Source organism: Streptomyces sp. CBMA29 (genome assembly GCF_014596445.1).
In the GTDB taxonomy this organism is placed as follows: Bacteria; Actinomycetota; Actinomycetes; order Streptomycetales; family Streptomycetaceae; genus Actinacidiphila.
In genome coordinates, this window is the sequence record NZ_MECL01000213.1 from 31,660 (window position 1) to 51,552 (window position 19,893).

At 71.1% G+C, this 19,893-nt stretch carries 17 protein-coding genes and 1 pseudogene; 14 read left to right on the forward strand and 4 right to left on the reverse strand.

Going from position 1 to position 19,893, the window contains the following annotated elements; all coding sequences use genetic code 11:
• Positions 1 to 19: 19 nt before the first annotated feature.
• Positions 20 to 913: a helix-turn-helix transcriptional regulator gene (locus BGM09_RS28600; RefSeq protein WP_188284614.1), complete on the reverse strand. Its 894-nt coding sequence runs from the start codon at positions 911 to 913 to the stop codon at positions 20 to 22.
• A 407-nt stretch (positions 914 to 1,320) separates the two neighbouring features.
• On the opposite strand from BGM09_RS28600, the gene BGM09_RS28605 reads away from it, so the two are divergent.
• The 6 genes from BGM09_RS28605 (at position 1,321) to BGM09_RS28630 (ending at position 7,774) form a co-directional block, all read left to right on the forward strand.
• The gene (locus BGM09_RS28605; protein ID WP_188284615.1) at positions 1,321 to 4,047 is read left to right on the forward strand and encodes a ricin-type beta-trefoil lectin domain protein; all 2,727 of its coding nucleotides are present in this window, start codon (positions 1,321 to 1,323) and stop codon (positions 4,045 to 4,047) included.
• A 323-nt stretch (positions 4,048 to 4,370) separates the two neighbouring features.
• A complete protein-coding gene (locus BGM09_RS28610) occupies positions 4,371 to 5,135 on the forward strand; it encodes a G1 family glutamic endopeptidase (RefSeq protein WP_188284616.1) in 765 nt (254 codons plus the stop codon).
• 176 nt (positions 5,136 to 5,311) lie between these two features.
• Positions 5,312 to 5,629, forward strand: a complete 318-nt coding sequence (locus BGM09_RS28615) for a hypothetical protein (protein WP_188284617.1) — start codon at positions 5,312 to 5,314, stop codon at positions 5,627 to 5,629.
• Positions 5,630 to 5,752: 123 nt separating this feature from the next.
• The gene (locus BGM09_RS38060; RefSeq protein WP_223187740.1) at positions 5,753 to 6,349 is read left to right on the forward strand and encodes a hypothetical protein; all 597 of its coding nucleotides are present in this window, start codon (positions 5,753 to 5,755) and stop codon (positions 6,347 to 6,349) included.
• Positions 6,350 to 6,442: 93 nt separating this feature from the next.
• Positions 6,443 to 6,946 carry a GNAT family N-acetyltransferase gene (locus BGM09_RS28625; protein WP_188284618.1) on the forward strand — a complete coding sequence of 168 codons (504 nt, stop codon included), beginning with the start codon at positions 6,443 to 6,445 and terminating at the stop codon, positions 6,944 to 6,946.
• A 63-nt stretch (positions 6,947 to 7,009) separates the two neighbouring features.
• Entirely contained in the window at positions 7,010 to 7,774 is a 765-nt protein-coding gene (locus tag BGM09_RS28630) for a ribonuclease H (protein WP_188284619.1), read from the forward strand.
• 7 nt (positions 7,775 to 7,781) lie between these two features.
• On the opposite strand, the gene BGM09_RS28635 is transcribed toward BGM09_RS28630, so the two are convergent.
• Complete coding sequence (locus tag BGM09_RS28635) at positions 7,782 to 8,912, reverse strand: nitric oxide synthase oxygenase (RefSeq protein WP_188284620.1); 1,131 nt, start codon at positions 8,910 to 8,912, stop codon at positions 7,782 to 7,784.
• A 336-nt stretch (positions 8,913 to 9,248) separates the two neighbouring features.
• Between BGM09_RS28635 and BGM09_RS28640 the strand changes: the two genes are divergently transcribed.
• The gene (locus tag BGM09_RS28640; protein ID WP_188284621.1) at positions 9,249 to 9,677 is read left to right on the forward strand and encodes a nuclear transport factor 2 family protein; all 429 of its coding nucleotides are present in this window, start codon (positions 9,249 to 9,251) and stop codon (positions 9,675 to 9,677) included.
• A gap of 22 nt (positions 9,678 to 9,699) precedes the next feature.
• On the opposite strand, the gene BGM09_RS28645 is transcribed toward BGM09_RS28640, so the two are convergent.
• Both BGM09_RS28645 and BGM09_RS28650 read right to left on the reverse strand, forming a co-directional pair.
• A complete protein-coding gene (locus BGM09_RS28645; RefSeq protein ID WP_188284622.1) occupies positions 9,700 to 10,659 on the reverse strand; it encodes a D-2-hydroxyacid dehydrogenase family protein in 960 nt (319 codons plus the stop codon).
• 236 nt (positions 10,660 to 10,895) lie between these two features.
• The gene (locus BGM09_RS28650; protein WP_188284623.1) at positions 10,896 to 12,581 is read right to left on the reverse strand and encodes a glycoside hydrolase family 76 protein; all 1,686 of its coding nucleotides are present in this window, start codon (positions 12,579 to 12,581) and stop codon (positions 10,896 to 10,898) included.
• 133 nt (positions 12,582 to 12,714) lie between these two features.
• Between BGM09_RS28650 and BGM09_RS28655 the strand changes: the two genes are divergently transcribed.
• The 7 genes and pseudogenes from BGM09_RS28655 to BGM09_RS28685 all read left to right on the forward strand — a co-directional run.
• Entirely contained in the window at positions 12,715 to 13,005 is a 291-nt protein-coding gene (locus BGM09_RS28655; RefSeq protein WP_188284624.1) for a hypothetical protein, read from the forward strand.
• Between the two features lie 267 nt (positions 13,006 to 13,272).
• Positions 13,273 to 14,628: a M20/M25/M40 family metallo-hydrolase gene (locus BGM09_RS28660; protein ID WP_188284625.1), complete on the forward strand. Its 1,356-nt coding sequence runs from the start codon at positions 13,273 to 13,275 to the stop codon at positions 14,626 to 14,628.
• A 23-nt stretch (positions 14,629 to 14,651) separates the two neighbouring features.
• Positions 14,652 to 14,987: pseudogene (locus tag BGM09_RS28665) on the forward strand (YfcC family protein); the annotation flags it as partial.
• A 204-nt stretch (positions 14,988 to 15,191) separates the two neighbouring features.
• A complete protein-coding gene (locus BGM09_RS28670) occupies positions 15,192 to 16,232 on the forward strand; it encodes an alpha/beta fold hydrolase (protein ID WP_188284626.1) in 1,041 nt (346 codons plus the stop codon).
• 123 nt (positions 16,233 to 16,355) lie between these two features.
• Positions 16,356 to 16,847, forward strand: a complete 492-nt coding sequence (locus tag BGM09_RS28675) for a DUF5709 domain-containing protein (protein WP_223187741.1) — start codon at positions 16,356 to 16,358, stop codon at positions 16,845 to 16,847.
• Between the two features lie 229 nt (positions 16,848 to 17,076).
• Complete coding sequence (gene glgX, locus BGM09_RS28680) at positions 17,077 to 19,254, forward strand: glycogen debranching protein GlgX (RefSeq protein ID WP_188284627.1); 2,178 nt, start codon at positions 17,077 to 17,079, stop codon at positions 19,252 to 19,254.
• A gap of 228 nt (positions 19,255 to 19,482) precedes the next feature.
• Positions 19,483 to 19,893: P1 family peptidase (locus BGM09_RS28685; RefSeq protein WP_188284628.1), on the forward strand; the 411-nt coding region annotated here is incomplete at its 3' end.

Here is a 19,893-nt window from a genome sequence, read left to right on the forward strand (position 1 = left end):
CCGCGTGCGGGCCGGGCGGTCATCCGAGCGGGTGTTCCTCAGCGGCCGGTTCGGGGGTGTCACCGGCCTGGAAGTGGGAGGCGGCCCACGAGGCGAGGAAGCGCAGGCCCTCGTGGGTTCGGCTGCCCGGCTCCGCTGTCCAGACGATGAGCTGCTGGTCGGGGTCGGTACTCGCGGTCAGGGTGTCCCAGTCCAGACTGAGGTCCCCTGCGACGGGATGGCGCAGGGCCTTGGTGCCCACGCTGAGCGTGGCGACCTGATGGGTGGCCCACCACTGGCGGAACTGCTCGTCCTGCACGGACAGTTCACCGACCAGTTCGACGAGCCCCGGGTCGTCGGGGTACTTGGCGGCCTCCATCCGCAGCTGCGACACGCAGGTGCGCGCCACTTTCTCCCAGTCCGCGTAGAGCGATTTCATCGACGGATCGGTGAAGATGATCCGCACGTAATTCCGGTGCTTTTCCGGGATGGCCGAGAAATCGGTGATGAGCGCAGCGGCGAGCGAATTCCACGCGATGACATCCATACGACGGCCCATGACAACGGCGGGTGTCGCACCGAGGTCGTCCAGAAGCCTTCGCAATTGCGGCTGGACTTTCTGCCGGGTGCGGCGGCGCGGTCGCGCGGGTGTCTTCCCGGCCAGCCCGAACAGGTAGTCGCGCTGGTCGTCGTCCAGCCGCAGCACCCAGGCCAGGGCGCCCAGCACGGACACCGAGGCATGGATACGGCCCTGCTCCAGCCGGGTGTAGTAGTCGGTGCTGATCGCGGCGAGCTGCGCCACTTCCTCCCGGCGCAGTCCGGGCACCCGCCGCGGTGTACCGGGGTCCGGCAGCCCCACGGCGCGCGGGCCGAGCTCGGCCCGCCTGGCCTTGAGGAACTCGCCCAGCTCATTCATGTGCGCGTCGCCCGTCATGCCAGCCATTGTCGCACCGACGGCCCGCCGCGTGAGGGGGAGAGATTCCTCCCCGGATATTCTCTTCCCGTGTGCCGGTGCTCTCTTTCCGTATTCCCGTGAGGAATATGATCGCGCCGAAGGCCCTTGTCCGTGCCCGGCCGACCGCGCCGCGCGCCTGCGCCGCTCCCGTCTTCACCGCTCCCGCCTTCGTCCCTCCGGTCTTCGCCGCTCCCGCCCGCCGCTGATCCACTCCGGGCGCGGTGCGACGAGCGCGGCCCGCTGACGACGACTGTCGACGTTTGTTTCTGTTTTCTTCGTTCGCCATATTGACCAAGAAGTGAACATGACAACACACTGAACGCCATCCCCCCACGGTGAAGGGTTCAGTCATGTTACGAACATGGAGATTTGCCCCGTTGTGGGTCATGGGGCTGCTCATCGCACTGCTGACCGTCGGCGTCGCCCCGGCGAACGCGGCCACCACCACGATCACGGTGGACGGGACACAGGGCGGCCGGACCTTCGACGGCATCGGCGCCATCAGCGGCGGAGGCGGCAACTCCCGGCTGCTGACGGACTACCCGGCCGCGCAGCAGGCGCAGATCCTCGACTACCTGTTCAAGCCCGGCTACGGCGCGAACCTGCAACTGCTGAAACTGGAGATCGGCGGCGACGCCAACTCCACCGACGGCTCGGAACCGTCGATCGAACACGTCAAGGGCCAGATCAACTGCGACGCCGGATACGAATTCTGGCTCGCGGAACAGGCCAAGGCTCGCAATCCGAACATCGGTCTCTACGGCCTCGCCTGGGCCGCGCCCGGCTGGATCAACGGCGGCTTCTGGTCCACCGACACGATCAACTACCTGATCTCCTGGCTCGGCTGCGCCAAACAGCACGGGCTGACGATCACGTACCTCGGCGGCTGGAACGAACGCGGGCACGACGCCAACTGGTACGTCCAACTGCGTGCGGCGCTGAACTCCGCCGGATACTCCGGTGTGCGACTCGTCGCCGACGACAGCGGCTGGGGCGTGGCCGACGACATGGCGAACAACGCCGCGTTCAACAACGCCGTCTCGATCATCGGCACGCACTACTCCTGCGCGGGCGGCGACGGCGGCAGCGCCGACACGTGCAGCAGCACCGCCGCCGCGCAGAGCAACGGCAAGCCGCTGTGGGACAGCGAGAACGGCTCGCAGGACATGAACACCGGAGCCCCCGCCCTGATCAGGGCCATCACCCGCGGCTACACCGACGCCAAGATGGTCAGCTACTTCAACTGGCCGCTGCTCGCCGCGATCTACCCCAATCTGCCGTACAACACCGTCGGCCTGGCCACCGCCAACTCGCCCTGGTCGGGGAACTACACCATCGGCGCCAGCACGTGGGCGACCGCCCAGGTCACCCAGTTCACCCAGCCCGGCTGGAAGTTCATCGACTCCGCCTCCGGCTACCTCGGCGGCGCCGAGTCCAACGGCACCTATGTGACGATCAAGTCGAACACCACCTCCGACTACTCCACCGTGCTGGAGACCACGACCGCCACCGCCGCGCAGACCGCGAACTTCCACGTCCAGGGCGGTCTGTCCACCGGCGCCGTGCACGTCTGGGCCACCCAGGTGAACGCGCCGAGCGCGGCCACCTCCTTCGTCCACACGCAGGACATCACCCCGTCGGGCGGCTCGTACTCCCTGACCCTGCAACCCGGTTACGTCTACACGGTCACCACGACCACCGGCCAGGGCAAGGGCGCCGCCACCGGCCCTGCGGCGCACGCGTTGCCGCTGCCGTACTCCGACACCTTCGACGCCGTCGCCACCAACACCGAGGCCCGGTATCTCTCCGACATGCAGGGCTCCTTCGAGGCGCGGCCCTGCGCCGGCGGACGGTCGGGGCAGTGCGTGCAGCAGGTGGCGCCGGTCAAGCCGATCGAATGGCAGGAGGACTCCGACGCGTTCACCCTCGTCGGCGACACGACCTGGTCGAACTACACGGCCGGGGTCGACGTCAACCTCCAACAGGCGGGCACCGTGACCCTGTTGGGCCGGGCGGGTACCCAGTCGCGGCCCCAGAGCCACCAGGCCGCCTACCAGTTGCGGATCTCCAACACCGGAGCCTGGTCGATCGCCAAGAGCACCAGCGCGGGCAACCTCAGCACGCTGACGTCCGGCAGTCACGCCGCGCTCGCCCTCAACACCTGGCACACCGTGACGATCGGCTTCTCCGGCGACCAGATCACCGCGACCCTCGACGGCGCCACCCTGGGCACCGTCAACGACAGCTCGTACACCAGCGGCCAGGTCGGCTTCGGTGTCGTCGGCTACCAGACCGACCAGTTCGACAACCTCTCGATCACCCCGAAGGCCGCGGGCAACGTCAGCGGCTTCCTCAAGGACCGGCACTCCGGGATCTGCGCCGACGTGCCCGCCCGCAGCCAGACCAACGGCACCGTGGTCACCCTGTGGGACTGCAACGGGGACACCAACCAGACCTGGACCGCCACCCCCGCCAAGCAGCTCATGGTCTACGGCACCAAGTGCCTGGACGCGGCGGGCGGCGGCACCGCGGACGGCACGGCCGTCGACATCTCCGACTGCACCGGCGGGACCGGTCAGCAGTGGAACGTCACCGCGGACGGCAGCGTCGTCAACGTCGGCTCCGGCAAGTGCCTCGACGTGACCGGTGCGGGAACCGCGAACAGCACCCCGCTCGAGCTGTGGACCTGCAACAACGGCGCCAACCAGAAGTGGGACCGCGGCGCCGTCGCGGCCTCCCTCACCGGCCAGGACTCCGGCCGCTGCGTGGACGTGCCCGCCGCCAGTCAGGCCGACGGCACGAAACCCGCGCTGTGGGACTGCAACCGCGGCAATCAGCAGACCTGGACGTCCACCGCCACCAACCAGTTGACCGTCTACGACACCAAGTGCCTGGGCGCCATCGGCCACGCCACCGCGGACGGCACCGGCCTGGAGATCAACGCGTGCGACGGCAGCGCCGCCCAGCAATGGCGGGTCCGCTCCGACGGCACGGTCGTCAACGTGGCCTCCGGCACCTGCCTGGACGCCGTCGGCACGGGTACGGCCAACAGCACGCCGCTGGACATCTGGACCTGCAACAACGGCGGCAATCAGAAGTGGGCGCGCGACTGACCGATGCCCTGATGCCCCGAAGCCCCGATGCCCAAGGCCGGTTCCGGCCGGTCCGCCGCGCGTGAGGCCGTCCCGGCGTCTGACACCCAGACGCCGGGACGGCCCCTTCTTGCCCCTGTTCGAGCGCCGCGGAGATCAACTGGACGTGCCCGCAAGGCGACTTGGCGTGAGTTTTGCCGATCGTTTGATTCCGCCTGCACCTACTCGCCGTGCTTGTCAGCACACTGTCAAGCACCACTGGTGCCACGCACCCCTCAGGGGCCACACACCCCTCCGGTCGCGCCGGTGACACCTGTACCGCGAGACCCGCGAGAAGGAGCAGCATGTCGGCAACAACGCGCATCACCGCCGTATCCGCCGTGGCCGCAGCAGTCCTGTCCGCCCTCGCGACCGCGCCGTCCGCGGTCGCCTCGGCCGACTCATCGGTCCGCCTCACCCCCATGGGCAGCCACCGCCTGATCGGCCCGAACAGCCGCATCGTGCACAGCACCAGTTCCAACTGGGCCGGTTACGCGGCCACCGGCTCCACCTTCACCAGCGTCTCCGCGAGCTGGGTCCAGCCGTCGGTGACCTGCACCAGCGCCACCACGTACTCCTCGTTCTGGATAGGTCTGGACGGCGACGGCAGCAACTCCGTGGAGCAAACTGGCACCGAGGCGGACTGCTCCGGCGGTCGCGCCGTGTACTCCTCGTGGTACGAGATGTACCCGGCCTATCCCGTGAACTACTCCAACGCGGTGAGCCCCGGCGACCACTTCACCTCGACGGTCTCCACCAACGGCAGCGGCTCGTTCACGCTCACCCTCAGCGACACGACCAAGAACTGGACGAAGACCACCACGAAGACGCTCCAGGGCGCCTCCCTGGCCTCCGCCGAGATCATCGCCGAGGCACCGTCCAGCTCCACCGGTGTCCTGCCGCTCGCGCACTTCAGCACCGCGTCCTTCACCAACGCCACCGCGAACGGCCAGGCGATCGGCAACTACGGCCCCGACAAGATCAACATGGCCTCCGGCAGCACCACCAAGGCGACCACCTCCGCGCTCTCCGGCGGCAACGCCTTCAGCGTCACCTGGAACCACAGCTAGGACCAGTGCCGCGCGGACGCCCGCGCCGTACGGAATCCGGCACCCCGCACGGCTCCTCCGTCCGGATGACGTACCCACGTCAGCCGTACCGCGAGGTGCCCGACACGCCGCACGTCGGCGGGCCGGGCACCTCGCGGGTGGGATGGCGGGCGGCGGAACGGGCAGACGTAACCCTCATGACCACCTATGTTGTGACCGTCCCCGGCACATTCCTCGACGCGCCGACCGCCGAGGCCCGCTCGACGCTCGTACGGGCCCTGCGCCCCGTCGACCCGCAGAGCACCGACTTCGGCGAGGACGAGGAGCTGGACATCCTGACGATGTACGGCGACTCCAGCGCCTTCAGCGTGCGCGTCGCGGTCGACGCCGACAATCCGCCCGCCGCCGAGGGGGCCGCGCGCGACCTCGTCAACGAGGCGCTCGGCGTCGCGGGCTTCACCGAGGAGACCGCCCGGCTCGGCGACCCGGTCATCACCGGCATCGACGCGGAGTGAACGGGCCCGCGGGGCGCGGCGGGCCGGTCCCTGACGACGATCCGCCGCCGCTGACCGCACGCCCGCGGATCTGAGTACGGGAACGCACCCGCCCGCCACCGCCCGGCGGGCATGATCGTGGGCATGACCCGAGTCCGAGCCCGAGGCCGCAGAGCCGCCCTTGTCCTCCCGCCGTCGCTGACCGTCGTGGCGGCGCTCGCGCTGGCCGGCTGCGGCACGCGGACCGTGGACAGCACGGGGGCCGAGGCGCCGTCCGGGCGGCCCGCAGTGGCCGCGACCTCCGCCTCCGCCTCGGCCTCGCCGACCGACGCGCTCTGCCCCGGCGAGACCCCGTCGCCGACGCCCATGGCCCCGGCCGTCACGGAGAACCCCGAGAACGGGCACTACGCCGAGAACCACGGCTTCATGGCGCCCCTGCCGCTGCACGGACAGCGCCGCTGCGACGGCCTGACCGAGGTCCGCCGCGTGACCGCGGCCCTCGAACCCCTGCGCGAGAAGGGCGACTTGAGCGCCGACCACGTCCGCGCCGGCCTCGTCGCCCTCGGCTATGCCCCCGACTCGATCAGCGTCTCGGCCTACGGCTCCACCTACGTGGGCTTCGTCGTCGACCACACCCCGATCTGCCTCAAGGGCGCGCTGAACACGGCCGTCACCGAGATCGACGCCTTCGCCGGCTACCCCGACGGCGCCGGCTGCCAGCAGCCGAAGGGCGGTCACTGAACGTCCACGGGTTCGTGAGGGCCGTCCGCCGCCGCGCCGCGTCAGCGGTAAATCCGGGGCGGTGCGACGGTCCGCCGCGTTAGCCTCCGCCGTATGACCTGGCTGCCCGCTGACTTCGTCCACCCCGTCCGCGTCCCCCTGCCCGGCGGCCACCATCTGCGCCCGATCGCCGGATCCGACACCGCTCTCGACTACCCCGCGGTGATGGGCTCGCGCGACCGTCTCTGGTCGATCTTCGGCCCGGCCTGGGGCTGGCCGCCCGCCGACATGACGTACGAGGCCGACCTCGCCGACCTCGAACGGCACGAGACCGAGATCGCCGCGCACGAGTCCTTCAACTACGCGCTCTTCGACGACGCGAACACCGCCCTGCTCGGCTGTGTCTACATCGACCCGCCGCAGAAGGCGGGCGCCGACGCCGAGATCTCGTGGTGGGTGGTGGACGACCGGGTGGGCACCGGCCTGGAACGGGCGCTGGACGCCCTGGTACCGCGCTGGATCGCGGAGGACTGGCCCTTCGAGCGCCCGCGCCACATCGGCCGCGACCTGTCGTGGAAGGAGTGGATCGCCCTGCCGGACCACTCGCCCGAGCCGTAGCCCCGCCTCGCCCCGGCCGGGCGCCTCCTCGGGCCGGGGCCGTACGCCCGCCCGCGGGCTGGCATGATCTCTGGCATGGCAGAACGCATCATCGCCGCGTGTGACGGGGCATCGAAGGGGAATCCGGGACCGGCCGCATGGGCCTGGGTGATCGCCGACGGCACGGGGGAGCCCGACCGCTGGGAGGCGGGCCCGCTGGGCACGGCCACCAACAACGTCGCGGAACTCACCGCCCTGCTGCGGCTGTTGGAGACCGTCGACCCGGCCGTGCCGATGGAGATCCGGATGGACTCCCAGTACGCGATGAAGGCGGTCACCACCTGGCTGCCCGGCTGGAAGCGCAAGGGCTGGAAGACCGCCGCGGGCAAGCCCGTAGCCAACCAGGAACTGGTCGCGGGCATCGACGCGCTGCTCACCGGCCGTGACATCGAGTTCAGGTACGTCCCCGCCCACCAGGTCGACGGCGACCGGCTCAACGACTACGCCGACCGCGCGGCCAGCAACACGGCCGTCGCCCAGCAAGCCACGGGCACCCGCTACGACTCCCCGCCGCCGCCCCGCAACCCCGACACCCCCCGCGCCTCGTCCGCCCCCAAGCGCAAGCCCGCCGGAAGCGGTAACGGGACCGGCAGCGGGACCGGCAACGGCAGCGGGACCGGGACAGCGAGCGGCGCCGCCGGCACCAAGTCCACCTCCTCGCGCACCCTCAACGCGAAATTCCCCGGCCGCTGCCGCTGCGGCCGCTCCTACGCCGCGGGCGAGCCGATTGCCAAGAACCCCGACGGCTGGGGCCACCCGGAGTGCCGCGACCAGGACGGAACGCGGTAGCGCCGGATCAGGCGTACGAGGCGCCGTCCGCCGCTTCGCGCGGGTGGCGGACGAAGCCGGGGCGCAGCACGCGGTCTTCGTAGGTGCGGTGGAAGACCGGTGTGGTGGCGCCGGACATGGGCGGGACGATCCAGGCCCAGTCGGCCTGGACCTCGCGGCCCTTGCGCCGCTCACGGTCGAGGTGCTGGAGGAAACGTTCCGCCTCGGTGTGGTGGTCGGCCAGGGTGACTCCGGCGCGGTCGAAGGAGTGCAGGACGGCGCGGTTGAGTTCGACCAGGGCGCGGTCCTTCCACAGGGAGCGGACGCTGCCGGTGTCGATGCCGAGACTGTCGGCGACGCGCGGCAGGAGGTCGTAGCGGTCGACGTCGGCCAGATTGCGGGCGCCGATCTCCGTCCCCATGTACCAGCCGTTGAAGGGCGCCGCCCCGTAGCAGACGCCGCCGATCTCCAGGCACATGTCGGAGACGGCGGGAACCGCGTGCCAGCGCAGTCCCCACTGGGAGCTCCAGGGGCGTTCGGGGTGGTCGAGCGGCACGTGCAGGACGGCGTCTGAGGGCAGTTCGAACAGCCGGGGCTTGTCGCCGACGCCCTCGACGACCAGCGGGAGCACGTCGAAGGCGGTGTGCGGGCCGCCGGGCCAGCCGAGCCGCGTCGCGAGGGCGGTGACGTCCGCGGTGCGCGGGTCACCGGTGACCGTGCCGTCGGCCGCGCGGTATCCGGCGTAACGGATGAGCTGCTCGTTCCAGATCCGCGGACCGCGCCGCTCGGGGGTGTCGGGGGCGAAGACCGAGATCAGCGGTCTGATCCGGCCGCCGTTGGTGGCGATCCGCAGATGCGTCGCGCACTCCTCGGCGATCTCCTCCGCCTCGGTGACGTGCCGCAGGTCGCGCACCTGCAAGGACCGCCAATAGAGCCGTCCGATACAACGGTTGCTGTTACGCCACGCGACCCGCGCGCCGAACGCCAGCTCCGCCGAGGTGTGGTGATACGTGCCCGTGTCGCCGATCTCCGCGCGCACCGCGGTGAGCCTGCTGTCCAGGTCGCCGGCGGTGGGCTCCTCGCCGTGGTAGAGCCGCAGGAACTCCTCGGCCTCGCGCCCGAGTTCACGCGCCGCCCTGAGCTTCGCGCGCCCCGCCATCACGTCGACGGGGGCCCTCGGCGGCGGTGTCTCGCGCCCCGCGTCGTCATGCCCTGCCGTGTCGCGCTGCCGGAGACCCGGTCTGTTCAGGATTCTGAGTATCACAGGCACCTCGGTTCGACGAAGGGCTGACCTCGATCGACGGTCCCGGAATTCACTCCCCGGTGTGACACGACCGTCGGCAGTGATCACAGTTGGCCGGACTCCGTCCGAACCGCGTCGCCTTCTGCCCTCCGGCACGCCCGGGTCCGACCGCCGCCGGACCGTACGGCGGCGGTCCCGTGCGCACTACGCTGGCAGACCGGTCGGGACGGGCCCGGCCCGAGAGGAGTCCCGTTGCCGCTCACCACCGAGGACCGCATCGCCGTCACCGAGCTGATCCACCTGCACGGCCACCTCTTCGACGGCGGCGAACTCGACCGGCTGGACGAGCTGTTCACCGCCGACGTGGTCTACGACGTGAGCGACTACGGCGGCGGAGCACTGGTCGGCATCGCGGCCGTCCGGGAAGCGGCGCTCACGCTCGGCGACCGCAATCCCGTCGCCCACCACGTCACCAACGTCGTCATCACCGAACTGCCCGACGGCGCCGTCCGCGTCCGGTCCAAGGGCTTCGGCGTCAACACCGACGGCACGTGCGGGAGTCTGACGTACGACGACCGGGTGACGCGCGGCGCGGACGGCTGGCGGATCAGCCACCGTACGCTGCTGGCCCGGCGGATCCCGCTGAACGGTGTCGGCCGGGAGCCGCGCGCGAGCGCCTGAGCCGACCCCCTTCACCTCGGCGTCAGGTGAGGCGACGGACGGGCGCGCCCGCCAGATACGCCCGGATGTCCTCGACCGCCTGCCCGTAGTACGTACGGTAGTTGGCCTCGGTGACATAGCCGAGGTGCGGCGTGGCCAGCAGCCGGGGCGTGGAACGCGCGGGGTCGGCGGCCGGAAGCGGCTCGGTGTCGAAGACGTCCACGCCCGCTCCGGCGATCCGGCCCTCGCGCAGGGCGGCGAGCAGCGCCGCCTGGTCGACGATCGCCGAGCGCGAGGTGTTCACCAGATACGCGGTCGGCTTCATCAGCGCCAGTTCCGCCGCGCCGATCAGGCCGCGGCTGCGCTCGCCCAGGGCGAGGTGGACGGAGACGAAGTCGCTGGTGGCCAACAGCTCCTCCTTGGTGGCCAGACGCGTCGCACCGACCTCGGCCGCCCGCTCGTCGGTCAGATTCCCGCTCCAGGCCACCACGTCCATGCCGAAGGCGAGCCCGACGGCCGCCACCCGCCCGCCGATCCTGCCGAGCCCGAGCAGACCGAGCCGCGCCCCGTGCAGGTCGGCGCCGACCGTCGTCTGCCAGGGGCCGCCCGCGGCGAGGTTGGCGCTCTCCGGCACGATGCCCCGCGCCAGCCCCAGCAGCAGCGCCCACGTCAGCTCGACCGGCGGGGTGCCGGCGCTCTCCGTACCGCACACGGTCACGCCGTGCTCCCGTGCGGCGGCGTAGTCGATCACCGAATTGCGCATGCCGGAGGCGATCAGCAGCTTCAGCCGGGGGAGTGCGGCCAGTACCGAGGCGGGGAAGGATACGCGCTCGCGCAGTGTCACGACGATGTCGAAGTCGGCCAGCGCCGCGACGAGTTCGGCCTCGCCCGCGACGTGCTCGGGGAAGCCGACGACCTCGACCTGGGGGGCCAGCGACGACCAGTCGGCGAGCGTCGTGGCGACGCCCTGGTAGTCGTCCAGCACGGCGCAGCGCAGTCGCATCGCGGTCTTCTCTCCATCAGGGTGCGGGGTCGAGGCCCTGGACGGCGCCCCGAGGCTACTCGGGCAGGCGGCGCGCCAGCAGCCCGCTGGCCGGCACTTCCAGCGTCTCGCGGACCGTCGCGGCGAAGTTGGGACGACGACCATATCTGGGACGACCGTGCCTGGGATGACCGTGCCTGGGATGACCGTGCCTGAGAGGACCGCGACCCCGCCCGGAGCCTTGAGGCCCGTGCCGCTCAGCCCGCCGCCAGCAGCGCGCTGAGCGCACTGGCCTGCGTGCGCCAGTCGCGCACATTGGGATGGTCCGCGCTGCTCTGGCCCGACCAGCGCTCGCCGAGACGGTTGAGCGAGTCGCGGTCCGCCGACCAGATCGAGTTGCCCTGGGTGGTGGCGAAGCCGCGATAGGCGCCGCCGGCAGCGCCGCTGAGGTCCTGGAGGTAGCGCATGAAGACGCCCTTGAACTGCTTGGCGTTGTCGTCGCAGGTCGCGCTCAGCGCGTCGCACTGCTCGGTGAGCAGCCCCGAGGTCACCAGTGACGGTGCCGAGACCGCGGCGTCGGCCAGTTGGCGCGCCTTCGTCAGCGCCGTACCGTCGCCCGTGGCCCGCCAGATCTCCACCGCGGCCCCGATCGCCAGGCCCTGGTTGTAACTCCACACGGTCTGGCCGTTGTTGGCGCAGCCGCCGGTCAGACCGTCGTTGACCAGCCCGGAAGCGTTGATCAGACCGCTGTTCTTGAACCAGTTCCAGGACGTGGTCGCCCGCCCGAGCCAGGTCGTGTCCCCGCTGATCCGGTTGTGCAGCTCCGCGGTCAGCCGCACGTACAACCCGTTGGTCACCGCGTTCTTGTACGTCCGCTCGCGGTCCCACCACACTCCGCCGCCGCACGTGCTCGTGTCCCACAGCCCGTTGACGTACGTGGCGATCGTGACGGCCTCGTGGAGATAGGTGATGTCGCCGGTCAGGTCGTAGGCGTCGATCCAGGCCAGGCCCCACCACTCGGCGTCGTCGGTGGCCCGGCTGATGAAGTCGCCGTCGATCGGGTCGGAACTGCGCGCCCCGGCCGGGAAGGCGGCCTTGTTCACCTGGAAGGTGCGCGCCACCACCCACAGATAGCGGGTGTCGCCGGTCTGCCGCATGTAGTCGATGACCGTGCTGAGCGCCACGGCGGAATTCCACCAACTCGACGGCCAATAGGCGGTGTTCGGGTCGTAGGAGTACATGAGGGCGTCGGCCGCCGCCGCGCTGCGGGCCGTCGTCGGCCGCGCCCACGCGGTGCAGCTCCCGTTCTGGCCCTCGACGGCCCGGCCGCAGGCGCGCACCGCGCCGCCGTAGAGCCTGCCGAGCGGATCGGAGGTGTTGAACTCCGCTGTCCTGGTGCCCGACGCGCCGGACGGCACGGATGTCCGGCCCTTCGACGAACCGTCGGGCCAGCTGGCGCCGCCGTCCCACGAGCGGTCGAGCCAGATCTCGTCGCCCGCCGCGCCGCCGGAGACCGTGCCCCAGGCCATCCCCGAGTTGTCCATGTGCAGCGCGATGGTCCGCCCGCTGAGCGTCGCGTCCGCCACCGGCCGGGTGTCACCGGTGCCCGTGGACACATCGGCGCCGTCGCAGCGCGCGGAACACACGCTCAGCCGCGCCCAGTCCGTACAGCCCACGCCCTGCGCGTCACCGCACGCCCGCAGCACGGCGCGCCGGTGGTGGGTGGGGTCGTAGAGGTTGTACATCAAGGTGCGCGTGCCGGTCCAGGTCGACGGGATCGAGGCTTTGCCCAGCAGCCCGTCCCAGGTCGTGCCGCCGTCCCACGAGCGGTCCAGCCACACCGAGTCGTTGAGCCGCCCCACGTCGATGGACGCCCAGGCCATGCCGTCGGCGTCCGAGACGTGCAGTGAGACCCGGCGTCCGTTGAGGGTCTTGTCCGCCACGGGGAAGGTCTCCTGCCCTGCCAGCGACGGGTCGCGGGTGTCGCAGTAGACCGCGCACACGGACGTGGCGTCACTCGGCGCGGCGAGCGCGTCCGATGACGCCGCCAGCGACGGCTCCGTAGACGGAGACCCCGTGGACGAAGACCCCGTAGACGACGACCTCGCGGACGCCGACCTCGTGTGCGACGACCCCGCATCCGCAGTGGGCGCCGAGCCGCCCGAAGGCGACGCCGACGCGATGCCCGGCTGCGCGGCCAGGACGAGCAAGGCGAGAAGAAGAACGCGCCACAACCACCGTCTGCTCACACGACACCCCTGTCCGGGACCGGGCGGAACGGGTCACGCCGCGCTCGACCGCGCGGCACGGCAACTCGGCGCGAAGCACGGGCACTTCACCGTTTCTCACGTTGCAATTCCACATTGAGACAGCGTTGTCATGCACAGTCAACCCCTTGGGTCACCTGCGTCTCACGGCAACCGTCCGCCGCCGCCACCGTGGCCCGTTCGGCCCATTACCGGCTGCGCGTCACCCGGACAGTCGACAGAGTGCTCGAAAGGACCGTCACGGCCCTGACAGCACCGGGGATTTCGGACGGCAGGGCGCGTCGGACCACGGAGCGATCGCACGACAGCGTGACCGCACCACGGAGCGGTCGGACAACAGAGAACTCGGGATGAGGAGCACGCCGGCATGGATCTGGCCGCCACCGTCGACAGTCTGATGGAACAGCTCACCGCCGACCTGGTGCGGCTCGCGGAGATTCGCTCGATCGCCTTCCCGGGCTATCCCGCCGCGGAGGTGAACCGTGCGCACGACCTGCTGGTCGATCTCCTGAGGGACGCCGGGGTCGAGCACATCGAGCGGATCGACCTGCCCGACACCGCACCGGTCATCTACGCCGAGATCCCGCCGCCGACCCCCGACGCGCCGACCGTACTGCTCTACGGGCACTACGACGTCCAGCCGTCCGGCGACGAGTCCGCCTGGCGGTCGCCGCCCTTCGAGCCCACCCCCATCGAAGGCGGCCTGCGGGCCCGGGGCATCGCCGACGACAAGTCGAACGTCATGGCCCACCTCGGCGTCCTGCGCGCGTACGGCGGCCGGCCGCCGACCGGCATCAAGATCGTGCTGGAGGGTCAGGAGGAGTACGGCAGCGCCTTCGACGACTACCCGCCGACCGACCCCGAACGCTTCGCCTGCGACGCCATGGTCATCGCCGACATGGGCAATCTGCGGCCCGGCACCCCCACCCTGACCACCGGCCTGCGCGGAGTCGCCGAGGTCGTGGTGGAGGTACGGACGCTCGCCGAGGCCCGGCACAGCGGAGAATTCGGCGGCGCCGCGCCCGACGCGCTGCTGGCCCTCATCCAGGCGCTCGCCTCGCTGCACGACGCGGCCGGTGACGTCACGGTCGAGGGGCTGCGCCGCGAGGCGTGGGACGGGGCCTCGTACACCGAGGAGGAGTTCCGCGAGCTGGCGACCGTACCCGACGGCACGCCGCTGATCGGCACCGGCCGCCTCGGCGAGCGGCTGTGGAGCGGCCCTGCCGTCACCGTGATCGGCATGGACACCCCCACCGTGGACGGCGCCGCGTCGGCCGTGGTGCCGTACGCGCGCGCCAAGCTCAATCTGCGCGTGCACCCCTTGCAGGACCCGAGGGAGGCCACCGACGCGCTGGTCAGGCACCTGCGCGAGCACCGGCCCTTCGGCATCGAGTTGACCGTGACCCCCAGCGACGCGGGCCCCGGCTTCGAACCGGCCACCGACGGCCCCGCCTACCGCGCCGCCCGCGCCGCGCTGCGCGAGGGCTGGGGCGAGGAGGCCCAGTTCGCCGCCAGCGGCGGCTCCATCCCGCTGGTCAACGGCCTCGCCAAGGCCGTACCCCAGGCAGAGGTGTTGCTCTTTGGAGCCCAGGACAGTATGTGCAATCTGCACGCCCCCAACGAGCGGGTGCTCTTCTCCGAGCTGCGCGGCGCCGTCATCGCGGAGGCGGCCTTCCTCCGGGAGTACGCGGCGGACTTCCGCGCGGCGGGCGGTGCGCGGTGAGCGGCGATACGACGCCGGGCGCCGGCACGTCCAACTCGGTGTTCGGCATCATCGTCTTCCTGGTCAACCTCCCGCTGGCCTTCCTCATCCCGTCCACCTCGGGGCACGCCACCCTCGCCATGCCGATCCTGGCCCCGCTGGCCGACTTCGCCGGGGTCTCGCGCTCGGTCGTCGTCACCGCCTGGCAGTCGGCCAGCGGGTGGATGAACCTCTGGGTGCCGACCACCGCCGTCACCATCGGTGGTGTGGCCCTGGCCAAGGTCCGCTACGACCAGTACCTGCGCTTCATCTGGCCGCTGCTGGCCATCCTCTTCGTGATGATCTGCGGCTTCGTCGCCGTCGGCGCCGTCGTCACCTGACGCCCGGCAGGACGCCGTTTTGCCGAAACGGCAACGGAATTGGCCTCCGCTCCGGCCGCGCCCGCACACTCGCGACAACGGCTCACGGCGTACCGGGTCCCGTGCCCAGCGGCCCGTGTACGAGCCCGTGTACGACGTACGCCGCAGGTCAGACCGCCGTTGCCGCGAGTGCGCTGGCGCGGCCCGAAGCTCCGGGAGGAAGCAATGGCGCAGCCCACCCGTCCACAGCCGACCCGTCCGCACTCCGCGGCCATCGAGGACCCCGTGCCCGACGCGCGGCACCGGCTGGTCGAGGTGCCCGGCGGCCGGATCCACCTGGTCGAGCAGGGCGCGGGACCGCTGGTCCTGCTCGTGCACGGCTTCCCCGAGTCCTGGTACTCCTGGCGCCACCAGCTCCCGGCCATCGCCGCGGCGGGCTACCGCGCCGTCGCGGTCGACGTCCGCGGCTACGGCCGCTCGTCGAAGCCCGCGGAGCCCGAGGCGTACCGCATGCTCCAGCTCGTCGCCGACAACGTGGCGGTCGTCCGCGCCCTCGGCGAGCGGACCGCGACGGTCGTCGGCCACGACTGGGGCTCGCCCATCGCCGCCAACTCGGCGCTCCTGCGGCCGGACGTCTTCAGCGCCGTCGGCCTGCTCAGCGTGCCCTACGCGCCGCGCGGCGGCCCCCGGCCCACCGAGGCGTTCGGCGCGATCGGCGGCGACGAGGAGTTCTACGTCAGCTACTTCCAGCGGCCCGGACGGGCCGAGGCGGAGATCGAACAGGACGTGCGCGGCTGGCTCGCGGGCTTCTACGCGGCGCTGTCGGCCGACACGATGCCTCCGGCGGGGGAGAGCGACCCGCACTTCGTACCGCCCGGAGCCAAGCTCTCCGACCGCTTCCCCACCGGCCGGCTGCCCGGCTGGCTGACCGAGCGGGACCTGGACTTCTACGCGGGCGAGTTCGAACGGACCGGACTGACCGGGGCGCTCAACCGCTACCGCAACGTCGACCGCGACTGGGCGGACCTCGCGCCCTGGGACAACGCGCCGATCCGGCAGCCCTCGCTGTTCGTCGGCGGCGACCTCGACGCCTCCACCACATGGATGGCCGGCGCCATCGACGCGTATCCGAGCACACTGCCCGGACTGGTCTCCTCGCACATCCTCAAGGGCTGCGGGCACTGGATCCAGCAGGAGCGCGCCGAGGAGGTCAGCGGCCTGCTGACCGACTGGCTGGCCGCGCTGCCCGCACCGCGCGAGGATTGAGGGGTACGCCGCGCGGCCGCGGTGGGATATCCACCGTTTCCGCCGCCGCGCCACGGGCAGGCGACCGTCCGTGATGCCACCACCGGCATCGCGGATCCGCCGACCGACCAGGAAGAGGACACGATGTCCGACCGCATGACGGACGACGGCATGGGGGACGACGTCTACCAGCCGGACGGGAGCGAGATCCAGGAGGACGCGGGCCCGCTGGAGCCCGAGGACACCCTGGTCGACCGGGGCGTCGAGGATGTCCTGGACGAGGGGTACTCGCCGCCCGACAGGCCCCTGGCCGTCGAGCAGAACGGCACCACCGCCGAGGAACAGCACAACGGCGACTCGCTGGACCAGCGGCTGGCCAGGGAGCGCCCCGATGCCCCGCCGTTCCCCGACGGGGACGGCCTCGGGGACGCCTCCGACACCGACGGGGAACTGCTCGACCCGGAGGCGGGCGACCTGCGTGCGGGCCGTCTGACCAGCCCGGAGCAGTGGGTGGACAGCCCGGTCCAGGACGGTGTGGCCGACGACGTCGGCATCGACGGCGGCGCCGCCTCCGCGGAGGAGGCCGCCGTGCACCTCCTGGACGACCCGGAGGCCCTGCCCGGCGACGACGCCTGAACCCCAGCCCCCGAACCCCGCCGGCCCCTGCCCCCCGACTCCTGAAGCCCCCGACTCCTGAAGCCCTGCGACCTCCGGCCACCGCCGGAGGTCGCTGTCGTACGGCCCGCGACCGGTCCGCGCGGGCCTTCGCCGACCGTTCACTTCGCGAACCCATGGCCTGAGATCAACGGGGTATGAGTGGGAGGATGTCGGATCGTCGCTCAGGCAGGGTCGAGAGGGTCAGTGAATGCAGCAGTGGAACGGTCGTCCCTATCCGCTCGGAGCCACGTACGACGGCTCGGGCACCAACTTCGCCCTGTTCTCAGAGGTCGCGGAGAAGGTCGAGCTGTGCCTCGTCGATGACGCGGGCCGGGAACAGCGCCTCACGCTGACCGAAGTGGACGGATTCGTCCGGCACGCGTATCTGCCCGACGTCGGCCCCGGCCAGCGTTACGGCTACCGGGTGCACGGGCCGTACCGGCCGGACGAGGGGCATCGCTGCAATCCGGCCAAACTGCTGCTCGACCCGTACGCCACGGCCGTGGACGGCCAGGTCGACGGTGACGAGTCGGCGTTCGGCCACCGCTTCCACGCGCCCGAAGAGCAGAACACGATGGACAGCCTCGGCCACGCCATGCTGTCGGTGGTGACCGATCCGTCCTTCGACTGGGGGGACGACCGCGCGCCGGGCCACTCGTACCACGAGTCGGTGATCTACGAGGCGCACGTGAAGGGTCTGACGATGACTCACCCGGGCCTTCCCGAAGAGATCCGGGGCACCTACGCGGGAGTCGGGCACCCGGCGGTCATCGAGCACCTGAAGGAACTGGGCGTGACGGCGATCGAGCTGATGCCGGTGCACCAGTTCGCGCAGGACGGCCATCTGCGGGACCGGGACCTGTCGAATTACTGGGGCTACAACACCATCGGCTTCTTCGCGCCGCACAACGCGTACGCGTCGAGCGGGGTGCGCGGCCAACAGGTCACGGAGTTCAAGGAGATGGTGAAGGCCCTGCACAAGGCGGGCATCGAGGTGATCCTCGACGTGGTCTACAACCACACCGCCGAAGGCAACCACATGGGGCCGACGCTCTCCTTCCGCGGTATCGACAACGCCTCGTACTACCGGCTGGTGGACGACGACCCGCGGCACTACTTCGACACCACCGGCACGGGCAACAGCCTCCTCATGCGGCATCCGCACGTCCTCCAGCTCATCATGGACAGCCTGCGGTACTGGGTCACCGAGATGCACGTGGACGGCTTCCGCTTCGACCTCGCGGCCACGCTGGCACGGCAGTTCCACGAGGTGGACCGGCTCTCCTCGTTCTTCGACCTGGTCCAGCAGGACCCGGTGGTCAGCCGGGTCAAACTGATCGCCGAGCCGTGGGACCTGGGCGAGGGCGGTTACCAGGTGGGCAACTTCCCGTCCCTGTGGAGCGAGTGGAACGGCGAATACCGCGACACCGTCAGGGACTTCTGGCGCGGCGAGGACGGCACACTGCCCGGCCTCGCCTCCCGGCTCACCGGCTCCTCAGACCTCTACGAGGACGACAACCGCCGCCCGCGCGCCGGGATCAACTTCATCACCTGCCACGACGGCTTCACGCTGCGCGACCTGGTCTCGTACAACGACAAGCACAATGAGGCCAACGGCGAGGACGGCAACGACGGCGAGAGCCACAACCGTTCGTGGAACTGCGGCGCCGAGGGCGAGACCGACGACCCCGGTGTGCTCGCGCTGCGCGCCAGACAGCAGCGCAATCTGCTGACGACGCTGCTGGTCTCGCAGGGCGTGCCGATGATCGCGCACGGCGACGAGATGGGCCGCACCCAGCGCGGCAACAACAACGTCTACTGCCAGGACAACGAAACCGCCTGGGTGAACTGGACGTTGGACCCCGAGCAGCGCGAACTGTTCGACTTCACGCGGCGGTTGATCAAGCTGCGCGCGGAGCACCCGGTGCTGCGCCGCCGCCGGTTCTTCCGCGGCGACACCGGGGGGTCGGCCGTCGCGGACGCGGTGTGGTTCCGGCCGGACGGCGGCGAGATGTGCGAGGAGAACTGGCACCGCGGCGACGCGCACGCCGTGGCCCTGCTGCTGAACGGCGACGCCATCACCGAGGCCGACCCGCAGGGCGGCCGGATCTCCGACACCTCCTTCCTGATCCTGCTGAACAGCCACTACGAACCGCTCGACTTCGTGATCCCGGAGCGCGAGTACGGCGGCCTGTGGCAGGTCGCCGTGGACACCGCGGCCGAAGCCGACGGCACCGACGAGTCAGAGGTGAAGGCCGGCGGCCGGATCCGGGTCCAGGACCGGGGCATGATCGTGCTGATGGGTGTACAGCGGCCCGTGGGCGGTCGCCTGCGGCGCGCCATCAAGGCGTCCCGGCTGCCGAGACGCCGAGGAGCGCGCACCTGACGCCGGGGAAGCGGTGACCGTCGATTTCATCTTTCGGTCAACTTGTTGCGTAAGAAGCATTGAAGTTTACGTCGCTGTTCTGATGGGATACCCCTTGCTCCGGCGCGCCCTGACACGCGCCGGAGCACACCGACGTCCGGGCGCGGTCTCGTACGGTGAGGGAGTGGGCCGCGGGTACGCGGATGCCGGCGGGCCCGCGTGATCGTGGCTACCTCACGGAGGACCGACATGAGCGGCAGCGAACGGCCGGGTCCCGGCAACGGCCTCACCGATGTCGAGGGGGTGCGCGTCGGGCACGCCCAGCGGACCGGCGACGGCTGGCTCACCGGGACGACGGTGGTGCTGGCCCCCGAGGGCGGCGCCGTCACCGCGGTCGACGTACGCGGCGGCGGCCCCGGCACCCGCGAGACCGACGCCCTCGACCCGCGCAATCTCGTGCCGTACATCGACGCCGTGGTGCTCACCGGAGGCAGCGCCTTCGGGCTCGACGCGGCGGGCGGCGTGGTCGGCTGGCTGGAGGAGCGGGGCCGGGGCTTCCGGGTCGGCGGACCCGGCCAGGTGGTGCCGGTGGTGCCCGCCGCCGCGCTGTTCGACCTCGGCCGCGGCGGCTCGTGGACGGCGCGCCCGGGAGCGGAGACG

Excerpts from the sequence above, each read along its gene's own strand:
- BGM09_RS28600 (WP_188284614.1), bottom strand. The coding sequence starts at position 913 with ATGACGGGCGACGCGCACATGAATGAGCTGGGCGAGTTCCTCAAGGCC.
- BGM09_RS28605 (WP_188284615.1), top strand. The coding sequence starts at position 1,321 with ATGGGGCTGCTCATCGCACTGCTGACCGTCGGCGTCGCCCCGGCGAAC.
- BGM09_RS28610 (WP_188284616.1), top strand. The coding sequence starts at position 4,371 with ATGTCGGCAACAACGCGCATCACCGCCGTATCCGCCGTGGCCGCAGCA.
- BGM09_RS28615 (WP_188284617.1), top strand. The coding sequence starts at position 5,312 with ATGACCACCTATGTTGTGACCGTCCCCGGCACATTCCTCGACGCGCCG.
- BGM09_RS38060 (WP_223187740.1), top strand. The coding sequence starts at position 5,753 with ATGACCCGAGTCCGAGCCCGAGGCCGCAGAGCCGCCCTTGTCCTCCCG.
- BGM09_RS28625 (WP_188284618.1), top strand. The coding sequence starts at position 6,443 with ATGACCTGGCTGCCCGCTGACTTCGTCCACCCCGTCCGCGTCCCCCTG.
- BGM09_RS28630 (WP_188284619.1), top strand. The coding sequence starts at position 7,010 with ATGATCTCTGGCATGGCAGAACGCATCATCGCCGCGTGTGACGGGGCA.
- BGM09_RS28635 (WP_188284620.1), bottom strand. The coding sequence starts at position 8,912 with ATGGCGGGGCGCGCGAAGCTCAGGGCGGCGCGTGAACTCGGGCGCGAG.
- BGM09_RS28645 (WP_188284622.1), bottom strand. The coding sequence starts at position 10,659 with ATGCGACTGCGCTGCGCCGTGCTGGACGACTACCAGGGCGTCGCCACG.
- BGM09_RS28660 (WP_188284625.1), top strand. The coding sequence starts at position 13,273 with ATGGATCTGGCCGCCACCGTCGACAGTCTGATGGAACAGCTCACCGCC.
- BGM09_RS28670 (WP_188284626.1), top strand. The coding sequence starts at position 15,192 with ATGGCGCAGCCCACCCGTCCACAGCCGACCCGTCCGCACTCCGCGGCC.
- BGM09_RS28675 (WP_223187741.1), top strand. The coding sequence starts at position 16,356 with ATGTCCGACCGCATGACGGACGACGGCATGGGGGACGACGTCTACCAG.
- glgX (WP_188284627.1), top strand. The coding sequence starts at position 17,077 with ATGCAGCAGTGGAACGGTCGTCCCTATCCGCTCGGAGCCACGTACGAC.